This is a genomic window from Microcoleus sp. AT3-A2, from assembly GCF_036705685.1.
Classification (GTDB): Bacteria; Cyanobacteriota; Cyanobacteriia; order Cyanobacteriales; family Microcoleaceae; genus Microcoleus.
The window spans coordinates 1-24,334 of the sequence record NZ_JAUBVF010000012.1 but is presented as its reverse complement, the minus strand read 5'-3'; the positions used below and the strand labels follow the sequence as shown (position 1 = coordinate 24,334).

General features: G+C 46.3%; 14 protein-coding genes. 6 read left to right on the top strand and 8 right to left on the bottom strand.

Annotation, left to right across the window (positions count from 1 at the left end; genetic code table 11):
- Window positions 1-137: 137 nt before the first annotated feature.
- Window positions 138-2,237: a phosphodiester glycosidase family protein gene (locus QUB37_RS09765; RefSeq protein ID WP_333161358.1), complete on the bottom strand. Its 2,100-nt coding sequence runs from the start codon at window positions 2,235-2,237 to the stop codon at window positions 138-140.
- A 147-nt stretch (window positions 2,238-2,384) separates the two neighbouring features.
- Window positions 2,385-7,877 carry an AAA family ATPase gene (locus QUB37_RS09760; RefSeq protein WP_333161356.1) on the bottom strand — a complete coding sequence of 1,831 codons (5,493 nt, stop codon included), beginning with the start codon at window positions 7,875-7,877 and terminating at the stop codon, window positions 2,385-2,387.
- A gap of 1,164 nt (window positions 7,878-9,041) precedes the next feature.
- Here QUB37_RS09760 and QUB37_RS09755 point away from each other — a divergent pair.
- Window positions 9,042-13,856 carry a glutamate synthase-related protein gene (locus tag QUB37_RS09755; RefSeq protein ID WP_333161354.1) on the top strand — a complete coding sequence of 1,605 codons (4,815 nt, stop codon included), beginning with the start codon at window positions 9,042-9,044 and terminating at the stop codon, window positions 13,854-13,856.
- 82 nt (window positions 13,857-13,938) lie between these two features.
- Here the strand turns inward: QUB37_RS09755 and QUB37_RS09750 are convergent, their stop codons facing one another.
- Window positions 13,939-14,676 (bottom strand): IS1 family transposase, encoded by a 738-nt coding sequence (locus QUB37_RS09750; RefSeq protein WP_333161534.1) that lies wholly within the window; start codon window positions 14,674-14,676, stop codon window positions 13,939-13,941.
- Window positions 14,677-15,091: 415 nt separating this feature from the next.
- On the opposite strand from QUB37_RS09750, the gene QUB37_RS09745 reads away from it, so the two are divergent.
- Window positions 15,092-16,396: an Nramp family divalent metal transporter gene (locus QUB37_RS09745; RefSeq protein WP_333161352.1), complete on the top strand. Its 1,305-nt coding sequence runs from the start codon at window positions 15,092-15,094 to the stop codon at window positions 16,394-16,396.
- An 88-nt stretch (window positions 16,397-16,484) separates the two neighbouring features.
- On the opposite strand, the gene ctpB is transcribed toward QUB37_RS09745, so the two are convergent.
- Complete coding sequence (gene ctpB / locus QUB37_RS09740) at window positions 16,485-17,804, bottom strand: carboxyl-terminal processing protease CtpB (RefSeq protein WP_333161350.1); 1,320 nt, start codon at window positions 17,802-17,804, stop codon at window positions 16,485-16,487.
- A gap of 196 nt (window positions 17,805-18,000) precedes the next feature.
- Here ctpB and QUB37_RS09735 point away from each other — a divergent pair, with 196 nt between their 5' ends.
- A complete protein-coding gene (locus QUB37_RS09735; protein ID WP_333161348.1) occupies window positions 18,001-18,846 on the top strand; it encodes a hypothetical protein in 846 nt (281 codons plus the stop codon).
- 196 nt (window positions 18,847-19,042) lie between these two features.
- Here QUB37_RS09735 and QUB37_RS09730 read toward each other — a convergent pair whose 3' ends face one another.
- On the bottom strand, window positions 19,043-19,612 hold the full coding sequence (locus QUB37_RS09730) for a pseudouridine synthase (protein WP_333161346.1): 570 nt from the start codon (window positions 19,610-19,612) through the stop codon (window positions 19,043-19,045).
- A gap of 212 nt (window positions 19,613-19,824) precedes the next feature.
- Here QUB37_RS09730 and wecB point away from each other — a divergent pair, with 212 nt between their 5' ends.
- A complete protein-coding gene (wecB, locus tag QUB37_RS09725) occupies window positions 19,825-20,937 on the top strand; it encodes a non-hydrolyzing UDP-N-acetylglucosamine 2-epimerase (RefSeq protein ID WP_333161344.1) in 1,113 nt (370 codons plus the stop codon).
- Window positions 20,938-21,046: 109 nt separating this feature from the next.
- Here wecB and QUB37_RS09720 read toward each other — a convergent pair whose 3' ends face one another.
- From QUB37_RS09720 to QUB37_RS09710, 3 genes are all read right to left on the bottom strand, one after another.
- Entirely contained in the window at window positions 21,047-22,378 is a 1,332-nt protein-coding gene (locus tag QUB37_RS09720) for a TPM domain-containing protein (RefSeq protein ID WP_333161342.1), read from the bottom strand.
- 281 nt (window positions 22,379-22,659) lie between these two features.
- Complete coding sequence (locus QUB37_RS09715; RefSeq protein WP_333161340.1) at window positions 22,660-23,181, bottom strand: hypothetical protein; 522 nt, start codon at window positions 23,179-23,181, stop codon at window positions 22,660-22,662.
- An 8-nt stretch (window positions 23,182-23,189) separates the two neighbouring features.
- Entirely contained in the window at window positions 23,190-23,687 is a 498-nt protein-coding gene (locus QUB37_RS09710) for a TIGR00725 family protein (RefSeq protein ID WP_333161338.1), read from the bottom strand.
- Window positions 23,688-23,830: 143 nt separating this feature from the next.
- On the opposite strand from QUB37_RS09710, the gene QUB37_RS09705 reads away from it, so the two are divergent.
- Window positions 23,831-24,067, top strand: coding sequence for a hypothetical protein (locus QUB37_RS09705; protein WP_333161337.1), 237 nt, complete (start codon window positions 23,831-23,833; stop codon window positions 24,065-24,067).
- Window positions 24,052-24,315 carry a type II toxin-antitoxin system PemK/MazF family toxin gene (locus QUB37_RS09700; protein WP_333161335.1) on the top strand — a complete coding sequence of 88 codons (264 nt, stop codon included), beginning with the start codon at window positions 24,052-24,054 and terminating at the stop codon, window positions 24,313-24,315. The genes QUB37_RS09705 and QUB37_RS09700 overlap by 16 nt, the downstream gene beginning before the upstream one ends.
- Window positions 24,316-24,334: the final 19 nt, after the last annotated feature.

Here is a 24,334-nt window from a genome sequence, read left to right as displayed (position 1 = left end):
CGTTATCATCACATACAAAGAAGCCGCCCTGCCTTAATAAGGAGGGTACAAGAGTTTGTAAGGTGCCCCGGTGCGGAAATTCTCAATTTTTGAGAAGATAACGGACGCTGACGCACCCTACAATTTAAGGTGACGGTTTATGGTTGAATGAAAATACCGATCGCATTATGAACTCTCGCAGCAGTTGACGGAGGTCGATCGAGCAAACTCCCTCCCAAATACAAACTCGTCGAACTTCCCCCATCCAAATTTAAAGCATCCACAGCACCCATTTGCTGCAATATCTGCGCCAGTTCTACGAAATTTGGCCCCGCCCCGCCCGCACGATTGTGCACGGCTACAATCAGCAAATTCCCCGCAGCAGTTCGCCCGATCGCACTTCTAATTGCTGTCTGTCGAACATACGCATCGCTAAACCCTTCCGCCTTAGCATCCAGCACAACTTGACTGTTTTGTACCAACACCGGCCCGCCGCCGAGAATGTACGGAAAACGGTTGAAATCAGCAGGAAAAGTGTTATTTTCTAGACGCAATAATGTACCGGTAGTGAATTGAGAGGCAGGGGAAAAATCGGAACGCAAAGCCAAAATATAACCGTTAGCTGGAATGGGAAAACTTGTTGTTCCCACCGCACCTCCGGGGGATTGACTGACAACTCGCTCGCCCGCAACTGTCACAACTATTTCATTGCCAGACAACGGAGTATAAGTTGTTCCCCAATCAGAATTGTAGCGACCGATTCCCGGTTGTACGTAGGCACTATTGAGATGAGAAACGGGCAAAGGTTGATTTGCCGGAGTTATCACAGTTTCTTGCAAAGTTAAACGATCGATCGCAAATTCTCCACCATCGTTCCAGGCGATCGCCCCCCGGTTCAAAATCGGCCCCGAAAGCCATTTATTGTCGCGCCGAATTGCCCCTAAAGCTAACCGATTTATCCGATTGAAAAACCCTGCATTAATCGCCGCACCTGCACCAGAAACTTCTGCTGTTTGCAATAAAGGTGCAGTGCCTTGCTCGGCAGGCGGATTGCTGAGAATTGGTCGAATTTTTACACCAGCTTGACGCGGATTAACTTCTAACCAAACTACTGGAAAACGAGCCGTTCCTAAATTCTGATACTGCTGCCGCCACTGCACACCAGGAGCCCAAACAATGTTTTTTTCTACTAACGAATCTGGTCGAATGTCGATCACTAATCGATTGGGATTTCCCAGGCTGAAAACTTGCGGCCTCCAACCTAAAGGAATCGTCACTTTGACTTTAGTTTGAGCGCCGTCAGGTTCGACTTTTACTGATAGCAATTGTTTGCTGGTTGAGAAAATCTGCTGAATTATGGCGGGTGCGATTTTGGCATCGATCGCGATCGACCATTCTTGACCGGCGATCGGCGCTGCGGGCGTTATTGGCAACGGCAGGGCGGGTTTGGTCGGGTCGTCTGGTGTTTCGAGGTTTGGCGCTGTGCGGAGGCTTTGGATTGGGATAGCGGGCTTTGTGGGGTCGTCCGGGGGGTTAGGTGTGGGTGTCGGCGACGGGCTTGGTTTATCGACAAAGTTGACTTGCCAGGGAGTTGGTCGATCGAGATCTACAACAATGCGATCGCCCGCTTCTATTTGTGCTTGCCGAATTCCGGTAACACTTGCAGTTTGAGAAGTAATTTTTAGAATATTCCCATCAGCAGATATCTCCCAGCCCGCAAGTCTAGCAAAATCTGTAACATCTAAGTAACGATACGGGCCTGTTGCCCGTGCTGCTAAGCTTTGAGCGCCGGTTAAAGAGACCGAAAACCACTGCACCGGTTGTTTGATACTGTCGGCGCTGCTAAGCAAATCCACTCCCGCACCTTGCATCAATCCAACGTCAGCAATCCAAGTTCGGAAATTCCCAGAAGTGCTGTTTGCCGGCTGCTGAGTCCAAGCTAGGGGCAGAATGCTGCCGTTTAGGGACACTTGGCGGCCTTGTCTAATTATCGAAGAGGGCGGTACAGATTGAGCCAAAAACTTATAGTCCGACAGTGGTTTCAACCCCTGTCTCATAGCTGAAGTTCTCTCAAGAGAACTATTTGTCAATATTTCAGTCGGTTTTAACCGACTTTCGCTATCAGCCAGGGAATTCATTCCCTGGCGAGCTCTCGAAGCATGAATCAGCCCAGCCCTCTCCCCCTGTTGTGCTCTTGCGGGTTGATTCCAGACTAAAGACGGGGCGATCGCCAGTACGGGTAAAATCGAGACTGACAATATTAGACGCCAATAGAAAAAATTACGTTTCACAGCTTACAACTCACTATTTCACTTCTAAACGCATGGGTGTCTAGAAACCCGGAATATCCGTATGTTTCTTCTTACTAAACTGAGCTAATTGCGCTAAACCCTACTACGAAATGCTCACCCCGGAATAGAAATCACAAACTCCGAACCATGACCCAGGGAAGAATTCACGAGTAACGTACCTCCATGTTTTTCCAGAACAATTTGGTGAGCGATCGACAATCCTAACCCGGTTCCTTGACCCACAGGCTTGGTTGTGAATAAGTGGTTAAAGATGTTTTCTTGGACTTCCGGCGACATCCCCACTCCATTATCCTTAATCCGAATCAAAACCTGATTTTTGGATTCGCTCAGAGCAGTTTGAACCGTAATTTGATTAGGTAGGGCTTTAATTTCACTAAAACTGCGATCCTTATTTGACTCTTCCAGAGCGTCAATGGCATTAGCCAGCACATTCATAAATACCTGGTTCAACTGTCCGGGAAAGCATTTCACTAGGGGCAAGTTACCATACTCTTTCACAACTTCAATCGCAGGGCGGAACTCGCTCGCTTTTAAACGGTGCTTGAGAATCAGCAGAGTGCTGTCGAGTCCATCATGAATATTGAAAGAAACGGGTCGATCGCTATCTGCCCTGGAAAACGTTCTCAAACTCGTACTGATATTGCGAATGCGCTCGACTCCCTCCTTCATTGAACCAATCAATTTGGGCAAATCTTCTCGCAAATACTCCAAGTCCATATCCTCAATTTCTGCTTCAATTTCCACTCCCGGATTGGGAAATTTTTCTTGATACAAATCAATCAAATTGAATAAATCCCCCACGTATTCTTGAGCAGGTTGCAAATTGCCGGCGATAAAGCCTACGGGATTATTAATTTCGTGGGCTACCCCTGCGACTAAATTTCCCAGAGCAGACATCTTCTCTCCCTGCACTAATTGCAACTGCATCTGTTTGAGATCCTTGATAGAGTGCTCTAGTTTTTGACCGTAATCCTGAGATTGTTGATAAAGCTGTTGAGATTGCTGATACAAGCGGGCGTTTTCCAGCGAGATGGCAGCTTGGGAGCACAGAATGTTGAGGAGGGCGACGCGATCGCCAGTGAATGCCCCTGTCGTCAGATTATTTTCCAAATACAGAATTGCCATCATTTTGCCTTGATGGATAATCGGAGTACATAGGATGCTCTTAGGTTGGTGCTGCTTGATATAGGGATCAGAAGCAAATATTAATTCAGTCTTGACATCATCGAAAACTAGCGTTTTCTGGGTGCGTTTGACGTAATTAATCACAGTCGGGGGAATAGATTCGCTCTCCTCAATCCCAATATTTTCTTGCAGAAGACAGCCTTGGCGATCGCTACAGTGGACGGCGATTGTCCAGTTGTCCTCTTCTTTCAAAATTAATACTCCTGTTTGAGCGCCTGCATTCTGAAGCGCCACTTCCATCAGGGTAGTGAGCAATTGTTCAAGCTTAATTTCGCTAGACAAAGCTTGATAAGCTTTGATAACTGTTGGTAAATCTATTACTGTGGTACTCGTACTGCCAGCAATTGTTTGGCGATGACTAGAAATCAATGAAGTCTCATGGGATGTAGTACCTTTCTCGAACGAACGAGCATTTTCCTGTTTCAAGATAGAAGCCAGAAGTTCGGGATAGCGTTGTTCTAGATCGTCGATTTTTGCTTTCGCTCCCCAACGAGCATAAGCATAGTAAGCATCTCTTAGATATACCTGGGCAACTTTTTCTTTCCCCCATACCAGGTAGAATTTAGCAGCCAATTCATTCGCCAGAGCTTCTTCGTTGAGATAATCGTTTTCTTTAGCAAGAAAAATGGCGCGATCGTAACTCTCCATCGCCTGCACATTTTCACCCAGCACTCGGAACAGTTCGGCTTCCACTAGGTAACATTTGTGCGAGAAATTCATGGGGGCGTTATTTGCCCATTTATGAAGGGTTTCCTGGTTGCTTTTCACTTTTTGCAGATGTTCTTGTTTCTCTTCCGATGAATCCACCTCGCTACACACTCCCAGCCGTGCTAGAGAGTCATAAAAGTAGAACATCGGCACATTGAGCATACCCGTTACCGCGTCTAAATACTGTGCGGCTTGCCGAGCATTTTCTAAAGCTTGCTCGGTTTCTCCAAACAGGTAACACACCAGCAGTTTATGGAAGTAAAAATAGTGGAGGCCGTTGCGATCGTTTGCTTGGATGTGAAAGGGGAGCATTATTTCTTCATTGTAGGCATCTCCCACAAATTGACATGGATTTTCCGATCGCCCCAGCAGATTTAATAAAGCCTGATGAACGATTTGAGTATAATTTAACGCTGCTTCTTGTTTAAATTGAACCAACGCATTGCAGTAAGTCGCTACCTCCTCTTCTAGTCCCGCAATTTCGCGACCGATTAAATATGAATATTGAGAGATTTCTTTGGCTGAATATCCTAATTCGAGTTCTCCTGTTTCCAGTCCTCTGGCGTAACCCTCTTTTAAAAGAGGGATGGTTTCTTTAACATGATGTTTACCATGTATGATGTGAACGCCGACTGTATAATATACTTTGGTTTTGAGGTAATTAGCATTAAATAAATCAACAATATTTAACGCCAATTGCCCAAATTCAAACCCAGTTTCAATGTCTTGAACTACACCGCTTAATACCAATCCATACAAACCGTAAGCAAAAGCAGATAAGGGAGCATTCCCATAACTAACCGACAACTGAACCATTTCGACAATAACCAGTGGCAGGAGAAGTGGAGCAGTGATGTAGGCTGGAGAAACTATAGCTGATAAAATTCGCAAGGCTGCTTGCTTTTGGAGATTTTCCATTTCTGGCAAATCAATAAAGTCCGCAATTTTTTTCCCAGCAAAAAGTGACGCGGTTTGCTCTAGTCCCTGCTGAATATCTGCCGGTGTTGGATTTTCTGGAAAGCAGATTCCCAAGAGTTTGAGAACTGCTAACCCCATTTCAACGGCTTGTTGAGGTTTGACTTGCGCCGTACAAGCAGAAAGCTCGATTTCATAAACTTTGACCTTATCCAGTAGCGTTCTGGCATTGTGTAGGACTAAAGCTGCTAATTCCTCCATGTCCTGAAAATCATAGCTCAGGTATGCGGTTTCTGCCCCTAATACGTGCAGTTCTAGGGCTGTTTCATAGCGCGTTTGCCAGCTATCGGCAGCTAGGATTTGCCTGCCAAAACTTAAATATTTGCGTGCTGCAGCATAAGCAGTAGCAGTCTTCGCCTTGCGTCCCGCGATCAAATTCAACTCAGCCAGTTGGTAACGCTCGGTTGGCTCCGTAATTAAATCAACACCATAATTCAACTGGTTGACTATATTAAAAATTTTCTCTTCCCTTTCGGTTGTTGGAGTATTAGTCAACAAAAGTTGACCAATATTGAGGTGAGTGGATTGTTTATGAGATTCTGGGATCAAAACGTAAGCTGCTTGCTGTACGCGATCGTGCAGAAATTTGTAATAACAGGATTCAGGATTCTGGAACCACGAGTCAGAAGTATTGCTTTCTCCTTCTGAATCCTGATTTGTGAATTCAAACTCGTCTGAAGTAAAAAACTTATAAACTTCAGTCAGTGGGAGAATCAACCCTGCTTGCAAAGCAGGCCACAAGTTGGCTGCCGTCTCGGACGAAGATTTTTCACAAACTACCGCCAGCGTTGCTAAATCGAATTCGTTGCCAATGCAGGCAGCTAACTTTAAAACTTCTTGCGTATCGAGTGGCAACTTTTGCAATTGAAGCGCCATGAACTCTACAACATCATCTGTCAGGGCTAAGGTTCGCACTGTGGCGAGATCGCACTGCCAATACCGCTCCTCAAAATTAAAGGTAATTAGCCCATCTTCATGCAAAGATTTGAGGAATTGCGTGCTAAAAAACGGATTACCTTGGGTTTTTTGATCGATCAGTTCTGTTAAGGGCATAGCCAACGCTCTAGAACAAACTAAAGTATCGGCAATCAAACAATTCAAATTGAAGCAATCGAGCGGTGCAAGGGTAATGGTGTTTACCGTAGCTCCCGTTTGTTGAATGTCGGATAATGTCAGTACCAAAGGGTGTACGGGGCTGACTTCGTTATCTCGATACGCTCCAATTAATAAGAGATAGTGGCGATCGCGATCGCTCATCAGAAGTTGAATCAAGTTCAATGAGGCTGAGTCGGCCCATTGCAAGTCGTCTAAGAAGATGACGAGGGGATGTTCTTGGGTGGTGAAGAGTTGAATGAACTTCTCTAATAAGCGATTGAAGCGATTTTGGGCAGCACTGCCCGAAAGTTCTGGTGCGGGTGGTTGCTCTCCGATAATCCGTTCTAGTTCAGGAATTACCTCAATGATTACCTGAGCATTCTCGCCCAATGCTGTCATAATTTGAGTTTTCCACTGCTCAACTTTAGCGTCGGTTTCACTCAACAATTGACCCATTAGATCGCGAAAAGCTTGTACAAAAGCTGAGAAGGGTTGGCTGCGCCCAAATTGGTCGAATTTGCCTTTGATGAAGTAGCCTCTAGCTGCGACAATCGGTTTGTGAACTTCGTTGACTACGGCGGTTTTGCCAATGCCTGAGAAGCCAGCCACCAGCATCATTTCCGCGCTTCCTGCACTCACGCGATCGAAGGCTGCTAGTAGGGAGAATACTTCGTTCTCTCTACCATACAATTTTTCGGGAATGATGAAGCGATCGCACAAATCTCGCTGCCCTAGTTTAAAAGAGGCTATTTCTCCAGTTTTTTGCCATTGGTACAAACAAGTTTCCAAATCAAACTTGAGTCCGATCGCACTTTGATACCTATCTTCAGCATTCTTTGCCATCAGTTTGCTAACAATTTCAGATAGGACCAATGGAACGTTATTGTTGAGGTGATGAACTGGAATAGGCTGCTTGGCAAGGTGACAGTGTACTAACTCTATCGGATCTTCGCTTTGGAAAGGCAACTGTCTCGTCAGCAGTTCGTAGAATGTGACTCCCAGAGAGTAGAAATCTGTGCGGTAATCAATGCCTCGGTTCATTCGCCCAGTTTGTTCGGGAGATATGTAAGGTAAAGTGCCTTCGAGGAGGTTGGGATTTTGAATTTCTTGGGTTTGGCGCGGCAACAGAGAAGCGATGCTGAAGTCAATCAGCTTAACTTGTTTGCTAACGGGGTTAATTAAAATGTTCGCCGGTTTGAGGTCTTTATGGATGATGTGGTGGCGATAAAGTCCATCAAGCGAGTTGGCAATTTGAATTGCAATGGGAAGAAACTCGTTAATGGGCAAGCCTTCCAGAGGTTCATTGCTGGCGAACACTAAACTAGCGAGGTAGCTATTTAAGGAAATTCCGCCAAAGTCTTCCATCACCAGAGCATAGTGGTTATGGTAAGTTTCCAGGCTGTATGCCTTGACAGTGCCGGGTATCTCTAAGTTTTTAGTAATGACAAACTGATTGCGGAAGTGAACCAATTCGTGGAAGCGGGGAAAGTCATTTCGCAGCAGTTTTATCACTACGGGCTGCTGATCGGAAGACCGACGGGCACGATAAACTAGAGTTCGATTGCCTGCGTATATTTGCTCGTTAATCTGATATCCTCGAAAAATATTTGTTATGCTAGCCATATCTACGTATTCCTACTGCTTCTGTCAAGCCTGAAGCTTTTTAGAGTTACTATCTACTATTTTCGCTCTATCGGCCGTGCTATTGATTAACTATACTTAGTTTAATCTACTTTGTACCTCAAATTATGAAAACGCCATTTAAAAAACAAGACTTAATATTTTAGGTAAGAGATATTGATACAGGAGTTGAGGCTAAGTAGAAAATGAAGGAGTATAACGCTGATTGAATGACAGCCGTTCATTGAAGAGGAAGTTAAGAATCTAATTAATAGGATAAAAAATAGGGGGAAAAATTCTTGCCTAGCTAAGTTAATTAACGATGCGTCTTGGTATTAGTTCAATGTCTGAATTGAATACTTAGACCAAGTATTTAATTCAGACAGGGTTAAGGTTAGAAATCCTGCATCAGCAAATCGCCTCAACGAATCAAGAATCAAGCGCGTCTGTAGACCTGAGAGTGTCAAAAACGTTTGTAGCTAAAAAAATACAAATTAGGGTTAGGGACAACTGTCAACCTTTTTCGACCAGACATCTTAGCCTCGGCTCTGGACGATCGCTTATAAGACTTGCACCCCAACTCTGACTGTAATGGGTGAAATTTTATCAATTTTTTGATAAACTTGATGTTCGCGGCTTGAGAGTTGACTTCACAATAAGACAGGTTTCACCAGTTGTGAACCGCGCTGCTACATTGCACCTACCGACTGAGCGGGCAGGTGGTTTTTGTGTCTGCGGGCGCTGACGAAAGCAACTCAACAGCGCAGCAAGCAAAATAACGCTAAAGTTACTATCTACCTGAGTCCGCAAGGCTACCCTTCCGAACTCAGGAAAAACCCACACAAAAAACTCGCGAAGCGAAGCTATCCCGTAGGGAATCCCCTGCAATGTATCTAGTTGCAGGGCGGCGATTTCCCAAAGAATCACAGCTTTTTAACAGCAGGGTATTCTAGGAGACATCTCCGAGAGGATGCGAGCGAGATAATTTAAAATCTGCAAACAGGGTTTCAGTGCTAAGTACAGGCCGCATAGACGTAAATTTTTAATCAAATCAGCTTCCAATGTGCTGTCTTAAAGTTTACTAGGCTCCCACCGCTCGGCAGCCTTCTGTCTCCGAGCTATAAAAACGTATCAACTACACAATCACGGAAATAACATTCAATCAACATGGGTAACACGATCGATCCAAACAGAAACGTGCATCAGAGTGAGCGAGGAACTCCCTATGCCGGCCAAAGCTGGTTAGTGGAAGAAAGAGATGCCTGCGGTGTGGGCTTTATTGCCAACCAAAGCGGCGAAGCTACGCACTCGATTATTCAAAAAGCACTCCCAGCTTTAACTTGTTTAGAACACCGTGGCGGTTGCAGCGCCGACCAAGATTCCGGCGACGGTGCGGGTTTAATGACCGCGATTCCTTGGGAATTGCTGGATGCTTGGTTTGCCGAACAAGGAATTGTGCCTCCGGCGCGGGAAAACTGCGGCGTGGGAATGCTGTTTCTGTCTCAAGATAAATTTCAAGCAACTATAGCGCGGCAGGTGGTTGAGCAAGTTCTGACCGATCGCGGGCTAACAGTTGTGGGATGGCGCAAAGTTCCCATTGTACCGTCGGTTTTGGGCGAGCAAGCGCTAGAAAATCAACCTCAAATCGAACAAGTAATTGTCAGTTCACCGCACTTAGCCGGAGACGAACTCGACAGACACCTATTTCTGGCGCGCCGCACGATCGGACACGCGCTGTCAAATCGCCCCAACTTCACCCGCGAAGACTTTTATACTTGCTCTTTCTCCTGCCGCACGATCGTCTATAAAGGCATGGTGCGATCGGCCGTACTAGCAGAATTTTACCCAGACCTGAAAAATCCCGCTTATAAAAGCTCCTTTGCCGTCTATCACCGGCGCTTCAGCACCAACACCCTGCCCCGCTGGCGCTTAGCCCAGCCGATGCGCTTGCTGGGACACAACGGGGAAATTAACACGCTGTTGGGCAATATTACCTGGATGAAGGCGCGGCAAGCCAATTTAGCTCACCCGAATTGGAGTCAAGCTGATATCGACACGTTCAACCCAATTGTCAATCCTGAAAGCAGCGATTCGGCAAACTTGGACAACGTGATGGAGTTGTTGGTGCACTCCGGTCGCACTCCCCTGGAATCCCTGACAATTCTGGTGCCCGAAGCTTACAAAAATCAGCCGGATTTGGCGACCTATCCCGAAATTGTCGATTTTTACGAATATTACAGCGGCATTCAAGAACCTTGGGACGGCCCAGCACTGCTGGTGTTCAGCGACGGCAAACAAGTAGGTGCTACGCTCGATCGCAACGGTTTGCGGCCGGCCCGCTACTGCATTACTAAAGACGGTTTGGTAATTGTGGCTTCCGAAGCGGGAGTTGTGGATATTCCCGAAGCAGATATTGTCGAAAAAGGCCGTTTGGGGCCCGGACAAATGATTGCAGTTGACCTGCAAACTCAAGAAATTCTCAAAAATTGGCAACTCAAACAGCGAATTGCCAAGCGGCATCCCTACGGCGAATGGCTGAAACAAAACCGCGAAACCTTGGAACCGCAGCCTTTTGCCGAAACAGCAACTCTCGACTCGCAAACGCTGTTAGCAACCCAAACTGCTTTCGGTTACACCGCCGAAGATTTGGACATGGTGATCGTCGAGATGGCGAGTTCTGGGAAAGAACCGACTTTCTGCATGGGCGATGACGTTCCCTTGGCTGTGTTGTCAGAAAAGCCTCAGTTGCTGTACAACTATTTCAAACAGCGGTTCGCTCAAGTGACAAATCCGCCGATCGACCCCCTGCGCGAGGGGATGGTGATGTCGCTGACGATGAATGTGGGCCTGCGGGGCAATTTACTGCAAGCAGTGCCGGAAAATGCCAAGCGGATGAAAATTGATTCCCCCGTACTCAACGACGCTGAACTGTCTGTCTTGAAAGACCAAAAGTCTTTCCTAGCTACGGAATTGTCAACGCTTTACAAAATTTCTGCCGGGCCTGGAGGTTTGAAGAGCGCAGTCGAGCAACTTTGTCAAGAGGCGGCTGCTTCGGTGCGCGAGGGTTCGAGAATTCTGATTTTGAGCGATCGAATCTCGAAGGCAGAAGGCGAATCTTCTGTTGGATTGAGTGCAGAATGCACTTATATTCCGCCCTTCCTGGCAGTTGGTGCGGTTCACCACCACTTAATTAGCGTCGGCCTGCGGATGCAAACTTCGCTGGTTGTGGATACCGCCCAATGTTGGAGCACTCACCACTTCGCTTGTTTGCTCGGTTACGGTGCGGTGGCTGTTTGCCCTTACCTGGCCTTGGAAAGCGTGCGCGCTTGGTGGTCTGACGCCAAGACTCAAAACTTGATGCAGCACGGCAAAGTTCCCAATATTACCGTCACACAGGCTCAAGCTAGATACCGCACAGCGGTGGAAAACGGCTTGCTGAAGATTATGTCGAAAATGGGGATTTCGCTATTGTCTAGCTATCAAGGGGCGCAAATCTTTGAGGCGATCGGTATTGGCGGCGATTTGCTCGATTTGGGTTTCAAAGGCACTGTTTCTCGGATCGGCGGTTTGAGTGTGGCGGAATTGGCTAACGAGGTAATGTCTTTCCACAGTCAGGCTTTCCCAGAATTGCACCTCAAAAAGCTGGAAAATTACGGCTTTGTGCAGTACCGCCGGGGCGGTGAATATCACATGAACAGCCCGGAAATGGCGAAGGCTTTGCACAAGGCTGTGACTACTTTTAACGAAGGAAGAAGGAAGAAGGAAGAAGGAAGTTCGGCAACGGATTCTGTAACGGATGTAACGGATGTAACGGATGTTAGGAAGAAGGAAGAAGGAAGCAACGGTAACGGCAATGGGGCCGAACCAAAAATGACACCCATGGGTGTCAAAAATTCTGACACGGCTTACGATCACTACGAGGTTTACAAGAAACTGCTCGAAAACCGCCCGGTAACGGCTTTGCGGGATTTGCTGGATTTTGTGAGCGATCGCCCTTCCATTCCCATTGAAGACGTAGAATCTGTAGCAGATGTGGTCAAGCGCTTCGCCACCGGCGGAATGTCTCTCGGCGCTTTGTCCCCGGAAGCCCACGAAACGCTAGCGATTGCGATGAACCGCATCGGCGGCAAATCCAACTCCGGCGAGGGTGGCGAAGACCCGGTGCGCTACAAAGTGCTAAACGATGTGAGCGAGGCGGGTTTCTCACAAACGCTACCTCACTTAAAAGGTTTGCAGAACGGCGATACAGCTTCTTCATCCATCAAACAGGTAGCTTCGGGACGCTTCGGGGTGACTCCTGAGTATCTGATGAACGCCCAACAAATCGAAATTAAAATCGCACAAGGTGCGAAACCGGGTGAAGGCGGTCAATTGCCAGGGGCGAAAGTGAGCGAGTACATTGCTTATTTGCGCCGATCAAAACCGGGTGTGACGCTGATTTCGCCTCCTCCTCACCACGATATTTATTCGATCGAGGATTTGGCGCAGTTGATTTTTGACTTGCACCAAATCAATCCGAAAGCAGGAGTTTCGGTGAAGTTGGTGTCGGAAGTCGGCATCGGGACTGTAGCCGCTGGTGTCGCCAAGGCAAATGCTGATGTGATTCAAATTTCCGGTCACGATGGCGGCACTGGTGCTTCTCCATTGAGTTCGATTAAGCACGCAGGTTCTCCGTGGGAACTCGGTTTGACAGAAGTTCACCGGGTGCTGATGGAAAATAAATTGCGCGATCGAGTTTTGCTCCGCGTTGACGGTGGTTTTAAAAGCGGCTGGGACGTGATTGTAGGCGCTTTGATGGGCGGCGAAGAGTACGGTTTCGGCACGGTGGCAATGATTGCAGAAGGCTGCATTATGGCTCGCGTTTGCCACATGAATAGTTGTCCCGTGGGCGTGACAACTCAACAAGAACACTTGCGGAAACGGTTCCCCGGAACGCCGGAACACGTTGTTAATTTCTTCTATTTCGTAGCACAAGAAGTGCGGAGTTTGCTGGCGAAATTGGGTTATAAGTCGATCGCAGATATCATCGGCCGTGCGGATTTGCTGAAAATGCGCGATGGGGTGAAACTAACTAAAACTCAAGCGATTAATTTGGATTGTTTGACGAAGTTACCGGATACTAAGAGCGATCGATCTTTCTTGATCCACGGCGACGTAAACACCAACGGGCCTGTGTTAGACGACGATTTGCTGGCGGATGCTGAGATTCAAAGTGCGATCGCCAATCACGGCACTGTTAGCAAGAGTGTAAAATTGGTGAATACCGATCGCACTGTAGGCGCAAGAATCAGTGGTGCGATCGCACAGCAACACGGTAACACTGGCTTTAGCGGTCAAATCACCCTCAATTTCACTGGTAGCGCGGGCCAAAGCTTCGGCGCATTCAATTTGCCGGGGATGACGCTGGTACTGTCAGGCCAAGCCAACGACTACGTTGGTAAAGGGATGCACGGCGGCGAAATCGCGATCGCACCGCCGGCTGGTGCGACTTATGATGCTTCTGAAAATGCGATCGTCGGTAACACTTGTTTGTATGGTGCGACGGGGGGAACTCTGTTGGCTGCGGGTAAAGCTGGCGAACGGTTTGCGGTGCGTAACTCGATGGCGAAAGCAGTCATTGAAGGTGCGGGCGATCACTGCTGCGAGTACATGACTGGTGGCGTGATTGTGGTGTTAGGAAAAGTCGGCCGCAACGTCGGCGCTGGAATGACTGGCGGCTTGGCTTATTTCCTCGATGAAGATGGGAGTTTCCCGGCTCATGTCAACGGGGAGATTGTGAAGATGCAGCGGGTTTGTACGGCGGCTGGGGAGGCGCAATTGAAGGAGTTGATTGAGGCTCAGTGCGATCGAACTGGCAGCAAGAAAGCTGAGAAAATTTTGGCAAATTGGTCGGAATATTTGCCTAAGTTCTGGCAAGTTGTGCCGCCAAGTGAAGCGAATTCGCCGGAGGCTTCGGAACAAAAGATTGCTGTGGAAGTTTAATTTTACAGTTGCTTAAATAGATGAGGGGCGACGCGAGTTGCCCCTTTTTTAATCAACTTTGCTGAATCAAGGTATGATAAACTTATAGTGCGATCGCAGACAAGCGAAAATGATTTATTTGATTTTGATACGGAACTGGAACATCTGCAAATTTTAGATAGTGAATTAGTAACTGAATTGAATATCTTAGCAACTTGCTGTTTAATTTAGAATAACAAAGACTTTTTCGTTTTAGGCGAGCCAAATAATGCCTTAATCTTGTCTTCTCACCCTCAACTCTTATCATATATGTTTTGCTAATAATCTGATCTCCATCGGGAATAAACTTTGGGTAAACTTTCCATCCATCTGTCACATAAAAATGGCATTTCCATTTATTAACAATCTCCCATAGTGGTTCAAAGGTTTTGGCACTATGGCCGCCTAAAACCCATCCTATAATACCTGGTTTAAAATGGTCTACTGCGGTCCATAACCTGGTGCAAGTTTTTTTTGAGCCAACAAATGTCTCTAATTCATCTAATTCTCCCACTTGTGGAGTTATTTCTGCCTCATAAAAATCTGACAAGAGTTTTCCTACTTGTTTGACCCAATTAATGATTGTCGTATGATGCACATTTTTGACTCTCCGAATTGCTCGAAAACCCAGGCCATTGACATACATTTTGAGACGTTCACGTTTCACATCTTCAGAATAACCTTTATGAGGTTGATAGCCCTCTATAAATTGTCTGCCACAACCGACACAAATATAATTCTGTTTACCTTTTTTATGACCATTTTTATTAACATGAGTTGACTGACATTCAGGACATTCTATAAGCTCTGCGTTTTGTGAAGTGTTATTTTTTGGCGCTCGTACTCTCAAATCATCATACCCTAATTCACCAACGCCGGCATTCTTTATCTGACGGGGGTAGTGTTCCTCACTATTAACCGTGATATCCCGGTCAAGCGGGTTTTTGAGATTGTTAATTATTGGCAAATATTGGCAGGTTTACCCGCCCCTTGTATCTTAAAAGAGTCTGTCAGGCGATCGTACCGATACTCAGGCGATCAAGCTGTCACTGAGGCGATCGACCTCATCATAGTCGATCGCGCACCTCGGTTCAGGCTCAAAATATACACAACTTAATATATACGGTGACTCTGCCGGATTTCGATGCGACTGATGAAATTCCGCTACCTTTGTGAGATTATGAAAAGAATATGAAAATTATTTAACGGTAAAACCAATGACTCACCCCGAAAACAGACCCAGCCTTCCTGAAGTCCACCGCAGCATCCCGGTTCCCAACAGCAAAGGCTTCTGGCGTACAATGCTGGCTTACGCAGGGCCTGGATATTTAGTTTCAGTGGGTTACATGGACCCCGGAAACTGGGCGACTGATTTAGCGGGGGGAGCAAAGTTTGGCTATGCGCTATTAACTGTGATTTTGCTATCTAATTTGATGGCAATTTTGCTGCAATCACTCTGCGTGCGTTTGGGAGTGGCAACGGGACGAGATTTGGCACAAGCTTGTCGAGATTATTTCAGTCCGCGAGTTAGTTTTTTGCTGTGGATACTTTGTGAAATTGCTATTTCAGCTTGCGATTTAGCGGAACTTGTTGGAAGTGCGATCGGACTGCAATTGCTATTTGGCATTCCCTTAGTTTGGGGTGTGTGCATCACTGCGCTAGATGTGATAATGGTGTTATTTTTACAAGGGAAAGGATTTCGTTATATCGAAGCTTTGGTAATTACGATTATTGCAATTATTGGCGGTTGTTTTATTGCCGAAATATTTTTTGCCAAACCAGATACCGGAGGAGTTTTACTCGGTTATGTTCCGAAGCTAGAGATTTTGCAAAATCAGGGAATGCTTTATATTGCGGTTGGTATTTTAGGGGCAACTGTGATGCCGCACAATCTTTACTTGCATTCGTCGATCGTGCAAACTCGTGCTTGGCAAGAAACCTCCGAGAAAAAATGGGAAGCAATTAAATTTGGCACAATTGATTCTACCGTAGCGCTGTCAATAGCTTTGTTTATTAATTCAGCAATTCTGATATTGTCTGCTGCAACATTTCACTTTTCGGGCTATCAAGAAGTAGCTGAAATTCAAGATGCTTACAAACTCCTTTCTCCGGTACTGGGGGTGAGTTATGCTAGTGCAATTTTTGCCTTTGCTTTATTAGCTTCGGGGCAGAATTCAACCTTGACTGCAACTCTAGCAGGACAGATTGTGATGGAAGGGTTTCTAAATTTTCGACTGCGACCTTGGTTGCGACGCTTGCTGACTCGACTGATTGCAATTGTGCCGGCTTTGATCGTAATTATCTTGTTTGGGGAAGGTAGTACAACTAATTTACTGGTTTTCAGTCAAGTGATTCTCAGTTTGCAATTACCGTTTGCAGTAATTCCCTTGGTAATGTTTACCTCAAACCGCAACTTAATGGGAGAGTTTGTGAATCCATTTTGGCTGAAAGCCTTAGCTTGGTTAGTGGCTAGTATTATAGTAGGATTAAATAGTTGGCTGTTATTACAAACCATTTTCTAGCAATCTGAGGCTAAATAAAACTACAAAAATAAAACCCGCCGGCGCGGGTTTCATCTTAAAGCTAATTGTTAATAAGTGCTAATTTCAACTACTTCTTAGGAACAAGAACCTCATTAGCGGCCACGGGACGCGCCGAGGAAGCAGTAGTTTTCAAAAGTGCGATCGCCTGCGCGTAGCAAGGATCGTCCTTAGTCGCAACCAACATCGGTTTGTTAGCTAATTTCAGCTTTTGTTCGTCTGTGATGTCCACCTTAACATCGGGAGTAACCCCCTTGTGGCTGATATCCGTACCGTTGGGAGTATAGTAGTGAGCGATCGTCACCGCCAATCCCGAACCGTCAGCCAAAGAATGCACCGACTGCACCAAAGCTTTGCCAAAAGTTTGGCCGCCCATCACAGTTGCGCGCTTATTATCCTTCAGAGCACCGGCCAAAATCTCGCTGGCGCTGGCAGAGTTATCGTCCACGAGCACCACCAAAGGCTTGTCAGTTATTGCAGTGCGGTTTGCGCGCATTTCCTGAGAATCGCCCGCGCGATCGACTGTGCGGACGATCGCCCCTGTATCCATCCACATCCGAGCGATATCAATACTCACTCGCAGTAACCCGCCGGGATTGCCCCGCAAATCCAAAACAAAAGCGTCAGCTTTCTGATCCGAGAGCTTTTTAATCGCCGCCTGCATTTGTTCGCCCGCGTGGGAGCTAAACTCTTGCAAACGGATGTAACCCACATTCTGACCGCCTTCATTCTTGAGGCTGTAGCGAACCGCTGCTACCTCAATTCTCGCCCTAGTCAGAGTGATATCAAATTCGCTTTTGCCCTCACGAGCAATCCGCAGCGTGACTTTCGTGCCTTCGTCGCCCCGAATTATCTGAGCCGCATCCGAGACAGTCATGCCTTTGGTAGTTTTGCCGTCAATCACCAAAATCCTATCGCCCGCTAGAATCCCTCCCTTCAGGGCCGGGGAATTTTCCATCGGCTCGACTACGGTAATCACTTTCGTTTTCTCGTCTTCTTCCAGCCTCATCCCCACCCCTGTCAGTTCCCCGGATGTCTGATTCGTCAGCGCTTCATACTGCTTCGGGTCCATGAAGCGGGTGTAGGGGTCGTTTAATTTCTCTAGGGCTTTGCGGAGGGCGGTGTAGGCAGCTTCGCGAGAGGTATAATTTTTGCTCAGCAGTTCTTGGCGGGTCACTTGCCAGTCAGTCTTGTTAAAGCTGCCATCAACATAGTCTCGGTTCACAATTTGCCAAGCTTCGTCTAAGACAGCTTTGGGGCTATCTTGAAGCTCGGCGCGGACTGATTGACTCAGCCCAGGAACGAGTAAAGATATCGAAGCGGTTGTTGCCATCGCCCCACTGAACAGGGCTGCCTGTAATTTAGAAAAGCGTCTGCGGGCTTGATTCATTGAATTTGGCTCAATTCGATTTTAGATTTTAGATTTGAGATTTTATATTGCTAAAAAATCTCACACTACTACTTCAACTATTGTGTGGAGGCTCCACCATCCCTTTGGACAGTTTAACGAGATTCATAGTCGATCGCCAACCAATTATTACTCTCTTTCAATAAACTTAATTTAAAACTTGGATTTATAAAGTGCCGTGGAAGCTAAAATCGAACAATTTTCGCGTAAGTGGTTGAGCCTGCTCCTTAATGGAGTTATCGGTCTAGCAGCGCTGGCGGGGGTCGTCGCCATGCAGTCTAGCGGGGAGTTGGGCGGAATGTCCCCAGTTGGCGTTCAGGGGCAGAAGCAGCCTTCTGGAATATCTGCTGCCCAGTTCAAGCAAGCTGCACAGCAAGAAGCGCAGCAAGAAGCCCTGCGGCTAAAAATGCTCAAAACTATTCCTAGTTTTGGATTTGACAATTTAATTGCAGATTGGACATTTCTCAAATTTTTGCAGTATTTTGGCGACGACGAAGCCCGAGATGTGACGGGCTACGATCTGAGCCAAGATTATTTTGACATAGTTACGCAGCGCGACCCGCGGTGGGCTGACATCTACCTGTTTCTTTCCACAGCTATTTCTTTTTATCAGGGAAAGCCTGAAACTGCTGTTAACTTTATAGAGCGTGGTACTAGGGCCCTTGCCGTTTCGCCGCAACTTCATTCCCAATCCTGGATAGTGTGGCGAACTAAAGGTATTGATGAGTTGCTGCTGTTGGGGGATATTCCCGACTCAATTCGCTCTCACGAAATGGCCGCTGATTGGGTGGAAGGAAGCCCGCAAGGGTCGAAATTGGCGCCGATGTTTCGAGCAACTGCTGAGTATTTGCGCCGAGATCCCGATAGCGTGCCGGTGCGGTTTAATGCTTGGAGCACAGTTTATGCTCAAACAACTGATAAGTTGGTGCGTCAAAGGGCGAAACAAGCTCTTGTGAAGTTGGGAGCTCAGGTGCAAAAAGATAAGGAGGGAAACGAGAGTTTTATTTTGCCGCCTCGAAAGTAAGCAGAAGGAAGTTCGGCAACGGATTCTGTAACGGATGTAACGGATGTAACGGATTTAACGGATTTAACGGATTTCAGTCCGATGGAAGTCGGAAGAAGGAAGAAGGGAAATGCAGTCGCAGTAATACTTTCAGATATCAAGAATGTCCTAAATGTCAAGGCGGTTGACTGTAATTCCCCTATCTAAAATCTCAAATCTAAAATCTCAAATCGGCTTGAGTTAGTTCGCGCCATTCACCGGGTTTGAGACCTTCGAGACGCAAATGCCCGATCGCACATCTGACTAGCCGTAGCGTCGGAAACCCTACTGCTGCGGTCATCCGGCGCACTTGGCGGTTGCGGCCTTCTGTGAGAGTCATTTCCAGCCAAGCTGTCGGCACGTTTTTGCGAAATCTAATCGGCGGTTCGCGGGGCGGCAAAGGTGGTTCTGCTGACAATAATTGCACTTTTGCCGATCGAGTCCGATAATCTTGAATTGTGACACCTCTCTCCAAAGCTGCGATCGCACTTGCATCAGGAATTCGTTCCACTTGCACCCAGTAAGTGCGGGGATGAGCAAATTTCGGGTCACTGAGGCGGTGCTGCATTTGTCCATCATCGGTTAGCAGCAACAAACCTTCACTATCGCGATCGAGCCTTCCTACTGCATAAATGTTAGGAATAGGAATATAGTCTTTGAGAGTGCTGCGTTTAGTTTCGCTGGAGTTGTCAGTGAATTGAGTTAAAACATCGTAGGGTTTATAAAATAGAATGTAGCGATAAGGCATGACAATTAAACAATAAAAATGTACCAACAGTGCGAGATAAAACTATATAACACCCTCAATAAACCCCTTCCTCTCTATCTTTTCTCCCTCCTCTGCGCCCTCTGCGCCCTCTGCGGTTCCCAAAAAAATAAATCTTATTAACCAACGATTCAAACCTGCTATAAATATTGAGCCTTTAAAACCCTCACCAATCTCAACTACCCAATTTTACCATGCCCGAAGCCACACACCGCGTTTGCATCGTCTTAGGAACTCGCCCGGAAGCGATTAAACTAGCCCCAGTAATTCAACTCTTCAAAAGTTCGCCAACCTTTGACACCCAAGTAATTTTAACCGGTCAGCACCGAGAAATGGTCGAACAAGTAATGCGAATGTTCGATCTAAAAGCCGATCGGGATTTAGCAATTATGCAGCACCAGCAAACCTTGACGGATATTACATCCCGGAGTTTGCAGGGTTTAGAAGCCTTGTTTAAAGAATTGCAGCCCCACATCGTCTTAGTACAGGGCGATACAACGACAGCGTTTGCCGCTACTTTGGCTGCATTTTACCAGAAAATACCCGTAGGTCACGTAGAAGCCGGATTGCGCACAGACGACGTGTTCAATCCTTACCCCGAAGAGGCTAACCGACGGTTGATATCTCAGCTCACAAGGCTGCATTTTGCCCCGACAGCGCTGGCCCAAGAGAATTTAGGGCGATCGGGCGTTTTGGGAGAAATTCACCGTACAGGCAACACAGTAATCGATGCTTTGCTTTCTGTCGCCAAACGCGAACCAGAATGCAACATTCCTAACTTAGATTGGAGCCAATATCGCACTATCTTAGCAACTGTTCACCGTCGCGAAAATTGGGGAGAACCCTTACAAGGAATTGCTCACGCATTTCTCCAAATCTTAGATAAATTTCCCGATACAGCCTTGCTCTTACCTCTACATCGAAATCCCACAGTCCGAGAACCTTTAAAAGCTCTTTTGGGCGACCATCCCAGAATCTTTTTAACAGAACCATTGGATTATGCAGAATTAGTAGGAGCCATTCAGAGATGTCATTTAATCCTCACAGATTCCGGCGGCTTGCAAGAGGAAGCACCTAGTTTGGGCAAGCCCGTTTTAGTATTACGAGAAACCACAGAAAGACCAGAAGCAATTTCTGCAGGTACTGCTAAACTTGTAGGTACAAATTCTGATACAATTTTCTCGGCAGCGGCAGAATTGCTCAGCAATTCCGAAGCATACAACGCAATGGCAATGGCAATTAATCCCTTTGGTGACGGTTTGGCGGCTTCGCGGATTTTGAAAATTGTTGAAGAGTATTTTAGTTAACTACTCCATCGCGAGTTGGGCAGTTGAAGCCGTAATTAAACAAATAAAGTCCCCGCAGAGGGGGACTAATTCCTGTTAAAAAAAGTCGGTTTCTGCCTCCCTTCCCGAATTACCAATCCCCACCGCCACCCCCACTACTAGAATCGCTGCTACTACTGCTACTGCTGTAGTCGCTACTGCTACTGCTGTAGTCGCTGCTACTGCTGTAGTCGATACTGCTACTGCTGTTGTAGTCGCCGCCACCGCAATAATCGCTACTGCTACTGCTGTAATCGCTACCCCCACCGCCACCGCTGGAGTCGCCACCGCCAAAGCTACCCCCGCAGTCGCTACTGCTACTGCTGTAATCGCCACCGGCACCGCCACCGTTGGAGTCGCCACCGCCAAAGCTACCCCCGCAGTCGCTGTTGCTAATACTGTAGTCGCCACCGGCACCACCACCGCTGGAGTCGCCACCGCCAAAGCTACCCCCGCAGTCGCTACTGCTACTGCTGTAGTCGCTACTGGTACAGTAATCGATGCTGTTACTGCTGTAGTCGCCAGCCCCACCACAATAGTTGTGATTGTTACTGCTGTAATTGTGATTGTTACTGCTGTAATTGGGACTGTTAGTGCTGTAATTGCAATTGTTACTGCTGTAATTGCGCGGATAACAGCGGTGGCGGTAACGAGATATCCGAGAAAATAAGCTGCGAAATATCCTGAAAATAATGAAGCAAGGTATAAACGCTATGAATGCTATGAATGCTATGAATAACAACCCAAGTAAGCCATAGACTAAATTCGATGAATCTTCATCTGTGGATGTACTATTGCTAATAACTGGCGATTGACTAGGTATTGGTGACGGTTTCAGCCCTTGAGATGGTACGATTGGAGCCAAAGGCAGCGTGGTTTGAGATTGAGCATTTACCGTCGTAGTTTGTAAAACATTTACTAACGCCTTTGTCCCGGCTAATGTGCCCCCGTCAAAGTCCTGCTGTTTAAATCTGGGCGTAATTTCGGTTTTAATAATACCCACTACCTTCGCATCCGGCAAAATGCTTTGAATGCCAGAACCTGTTTCAATTTGAACACGGCGTTCCCCCGACGAAATCAACAATAAAATTCCGTTATTTTTACCTTTTTTGCCAATACCCCAAAAGTTAAATAATTCTGTAGCAAATGCTTTTGGTGTCGCCGATGGCTTAGTTTCAGGAACTGTCACAACACCGATTTCTGAGCCGTTTTTTGCCTCTAAATCCGAAATCATTTGATTGAGCTGAATTTCGGTGCTGTCGCTGAGAATGTTTGCCTTGTCCGTTACCCAAGTGTTATTTACTTGACGGGGATTCGGTACTTCTTGTACTGTTATAGCTTGGCTCGTTACGGGAAATGCAATTGCCGAAAAGCACAGCAAAATGCTGCCGATTAATTGTTTATTGCTAAATTGTAACTGCATCGCTTCAGTCTCCTGAATAACTGCTAGTCTGAAATTGACATATATCTGTCCGCCTAATTACAATTAAATAACCAGCTCACTGTCGTGTCAATTCATATTATTCAGAAGTTGGGTTCATAAAACTCATAATTTTAGGTACGCCATAAGCGCTTTACATTTATAGTCTAGGACGCAGGGGTGGCGAGAAACCGGGTTTTTAACCAAAATAATTGCTGAAACCCGTCAATTTCGGTTCAAAAACCCGGTTTCTTAGTTGGCGAGTGCGAACTAATTTAGATATTTTAAGGAGAGGGAAGTTGTGGCTGAAAATTTCTGCTGCCTCTATAACCGGATAAAATAGCCAGTTTTTCCAAAGATTGCCGACCCGTGTAATATTTACCCCGAATTTCCCAAGTGGGATAAGCTTTAATATTGGCAGCTTTGCACAAATCCGGTTGAGCATCTTTGCCTCTGGGATCGCACTCAATGTAAGTAATCGCGGTAAATGCTTCTTTGCCGAAAAGTTCTTGTTGCGTGTGACAGTTAGGACACCAGTAAGCACCGTAGAGTCTAGCTTTGATTGTCTGCAAATGGGTTGCTAAAGCTATTTGATCCGGCACCGATTCGCTGCGAATAGGTGGCGCTTCTTGTTCGGTAAGAGGCTGTGTGAAAGGGGGAGGAGGAGGGAGGGTTTGTGCTAATTTTTGAGTGGGTTTATTGCTGAAACTGAACTGTGCAATTCTTCCGTCTGCTTTGGTAGTGACGAAAATCCCCAAAGTCAGGAAAATGCCGATCACACAAAAGTTGAATTTGCTTACTCTCATCTTGGATTTCATCTTGGATTTACTAGGATTTCGCGAGCTTGATTCATAGCCTCTACAGCATTGTTTACCACAAATATCTTAAATTGTGCTAAACCTTTAAAAAAAAGTTGACTTTCGGCGCTGTGATTTAACAATATAACTTGTTTGTTAGCTTTCAGAGCGAGGGCGATTTCCGAAGCAGTGCCCGTGCCCATACCGCAGGCAATTATTACGTCAGAAGAAAGAACGTTAATGTTATTTCTGGCGTTTCCCATATCGGTGACAATGGCAATATCTACAGATTCAGAAAAGCCGCGAGTGTCATTTCCCGGAAGGATGCCGACTGTTAAACCGTTAGCTGATTTTGCTCCTTTGTTGGCGGCATCCATGACGCCGACATTTCTGCCACCAGTTAGCAATATCCATCCTGCTTCGGCGATGAGTTGTCCGAGTTGATAGGCGTTTTCTAAGTCTGTTGATGTGGCACTCTCGCCGGGGCCCATGATGCCAATGATGATTTTTTTCATAGTTTTCGGGTGAATATGGTGTTATTAATACTTGCTAGTTTTTTTGCACTTTATCTACGAATGTATGTTATCATAAAAATAGTGGCTTTCTAAAAACCGCTTTTGACACAACTAACTTTCTAAAGCTTCCTAGTATTTTTACTATGAAAGAGCAAACATTTAAACTAGATGAATCTCAGATAAAATTTTTAGAACTCTGTCAAAACTATGGATTTAAAGATCCTAGTGAATTGGTTAGAATAGCGATTCAACGGTTGGAATTAGCGTTAGAAACCGAGCAGTTGAAAGAATCGGCGATGCTCTATGCGGAAGTCTATGCAGAAGAGACAGAGTTACAGGAATTGGCGGCATTAGGTTTAGAAGAATGGCCGAAAGAATAAAACTGAAACGGGGGCTAATTATTGAAGTCAATCTTGAGCCTACTAGGGGTTCTGAAACTGGAAAAATTCGACCTTGCATTATTGTGACTAACAATACTTATAATGAGAGAGTTCCTATAATTCAGGTGGTTCCAATTACTGCTTGGAGTGAAAAGAAAGCCAAGATTAGAACAATACTCCGGACAGTTTTTAAAGAGGGATGCGATGCCTTCGGCAACCAATGCTTACGCAATAAGGCAGAGAAGTGAAAAAAGTGAGTGCAATCGG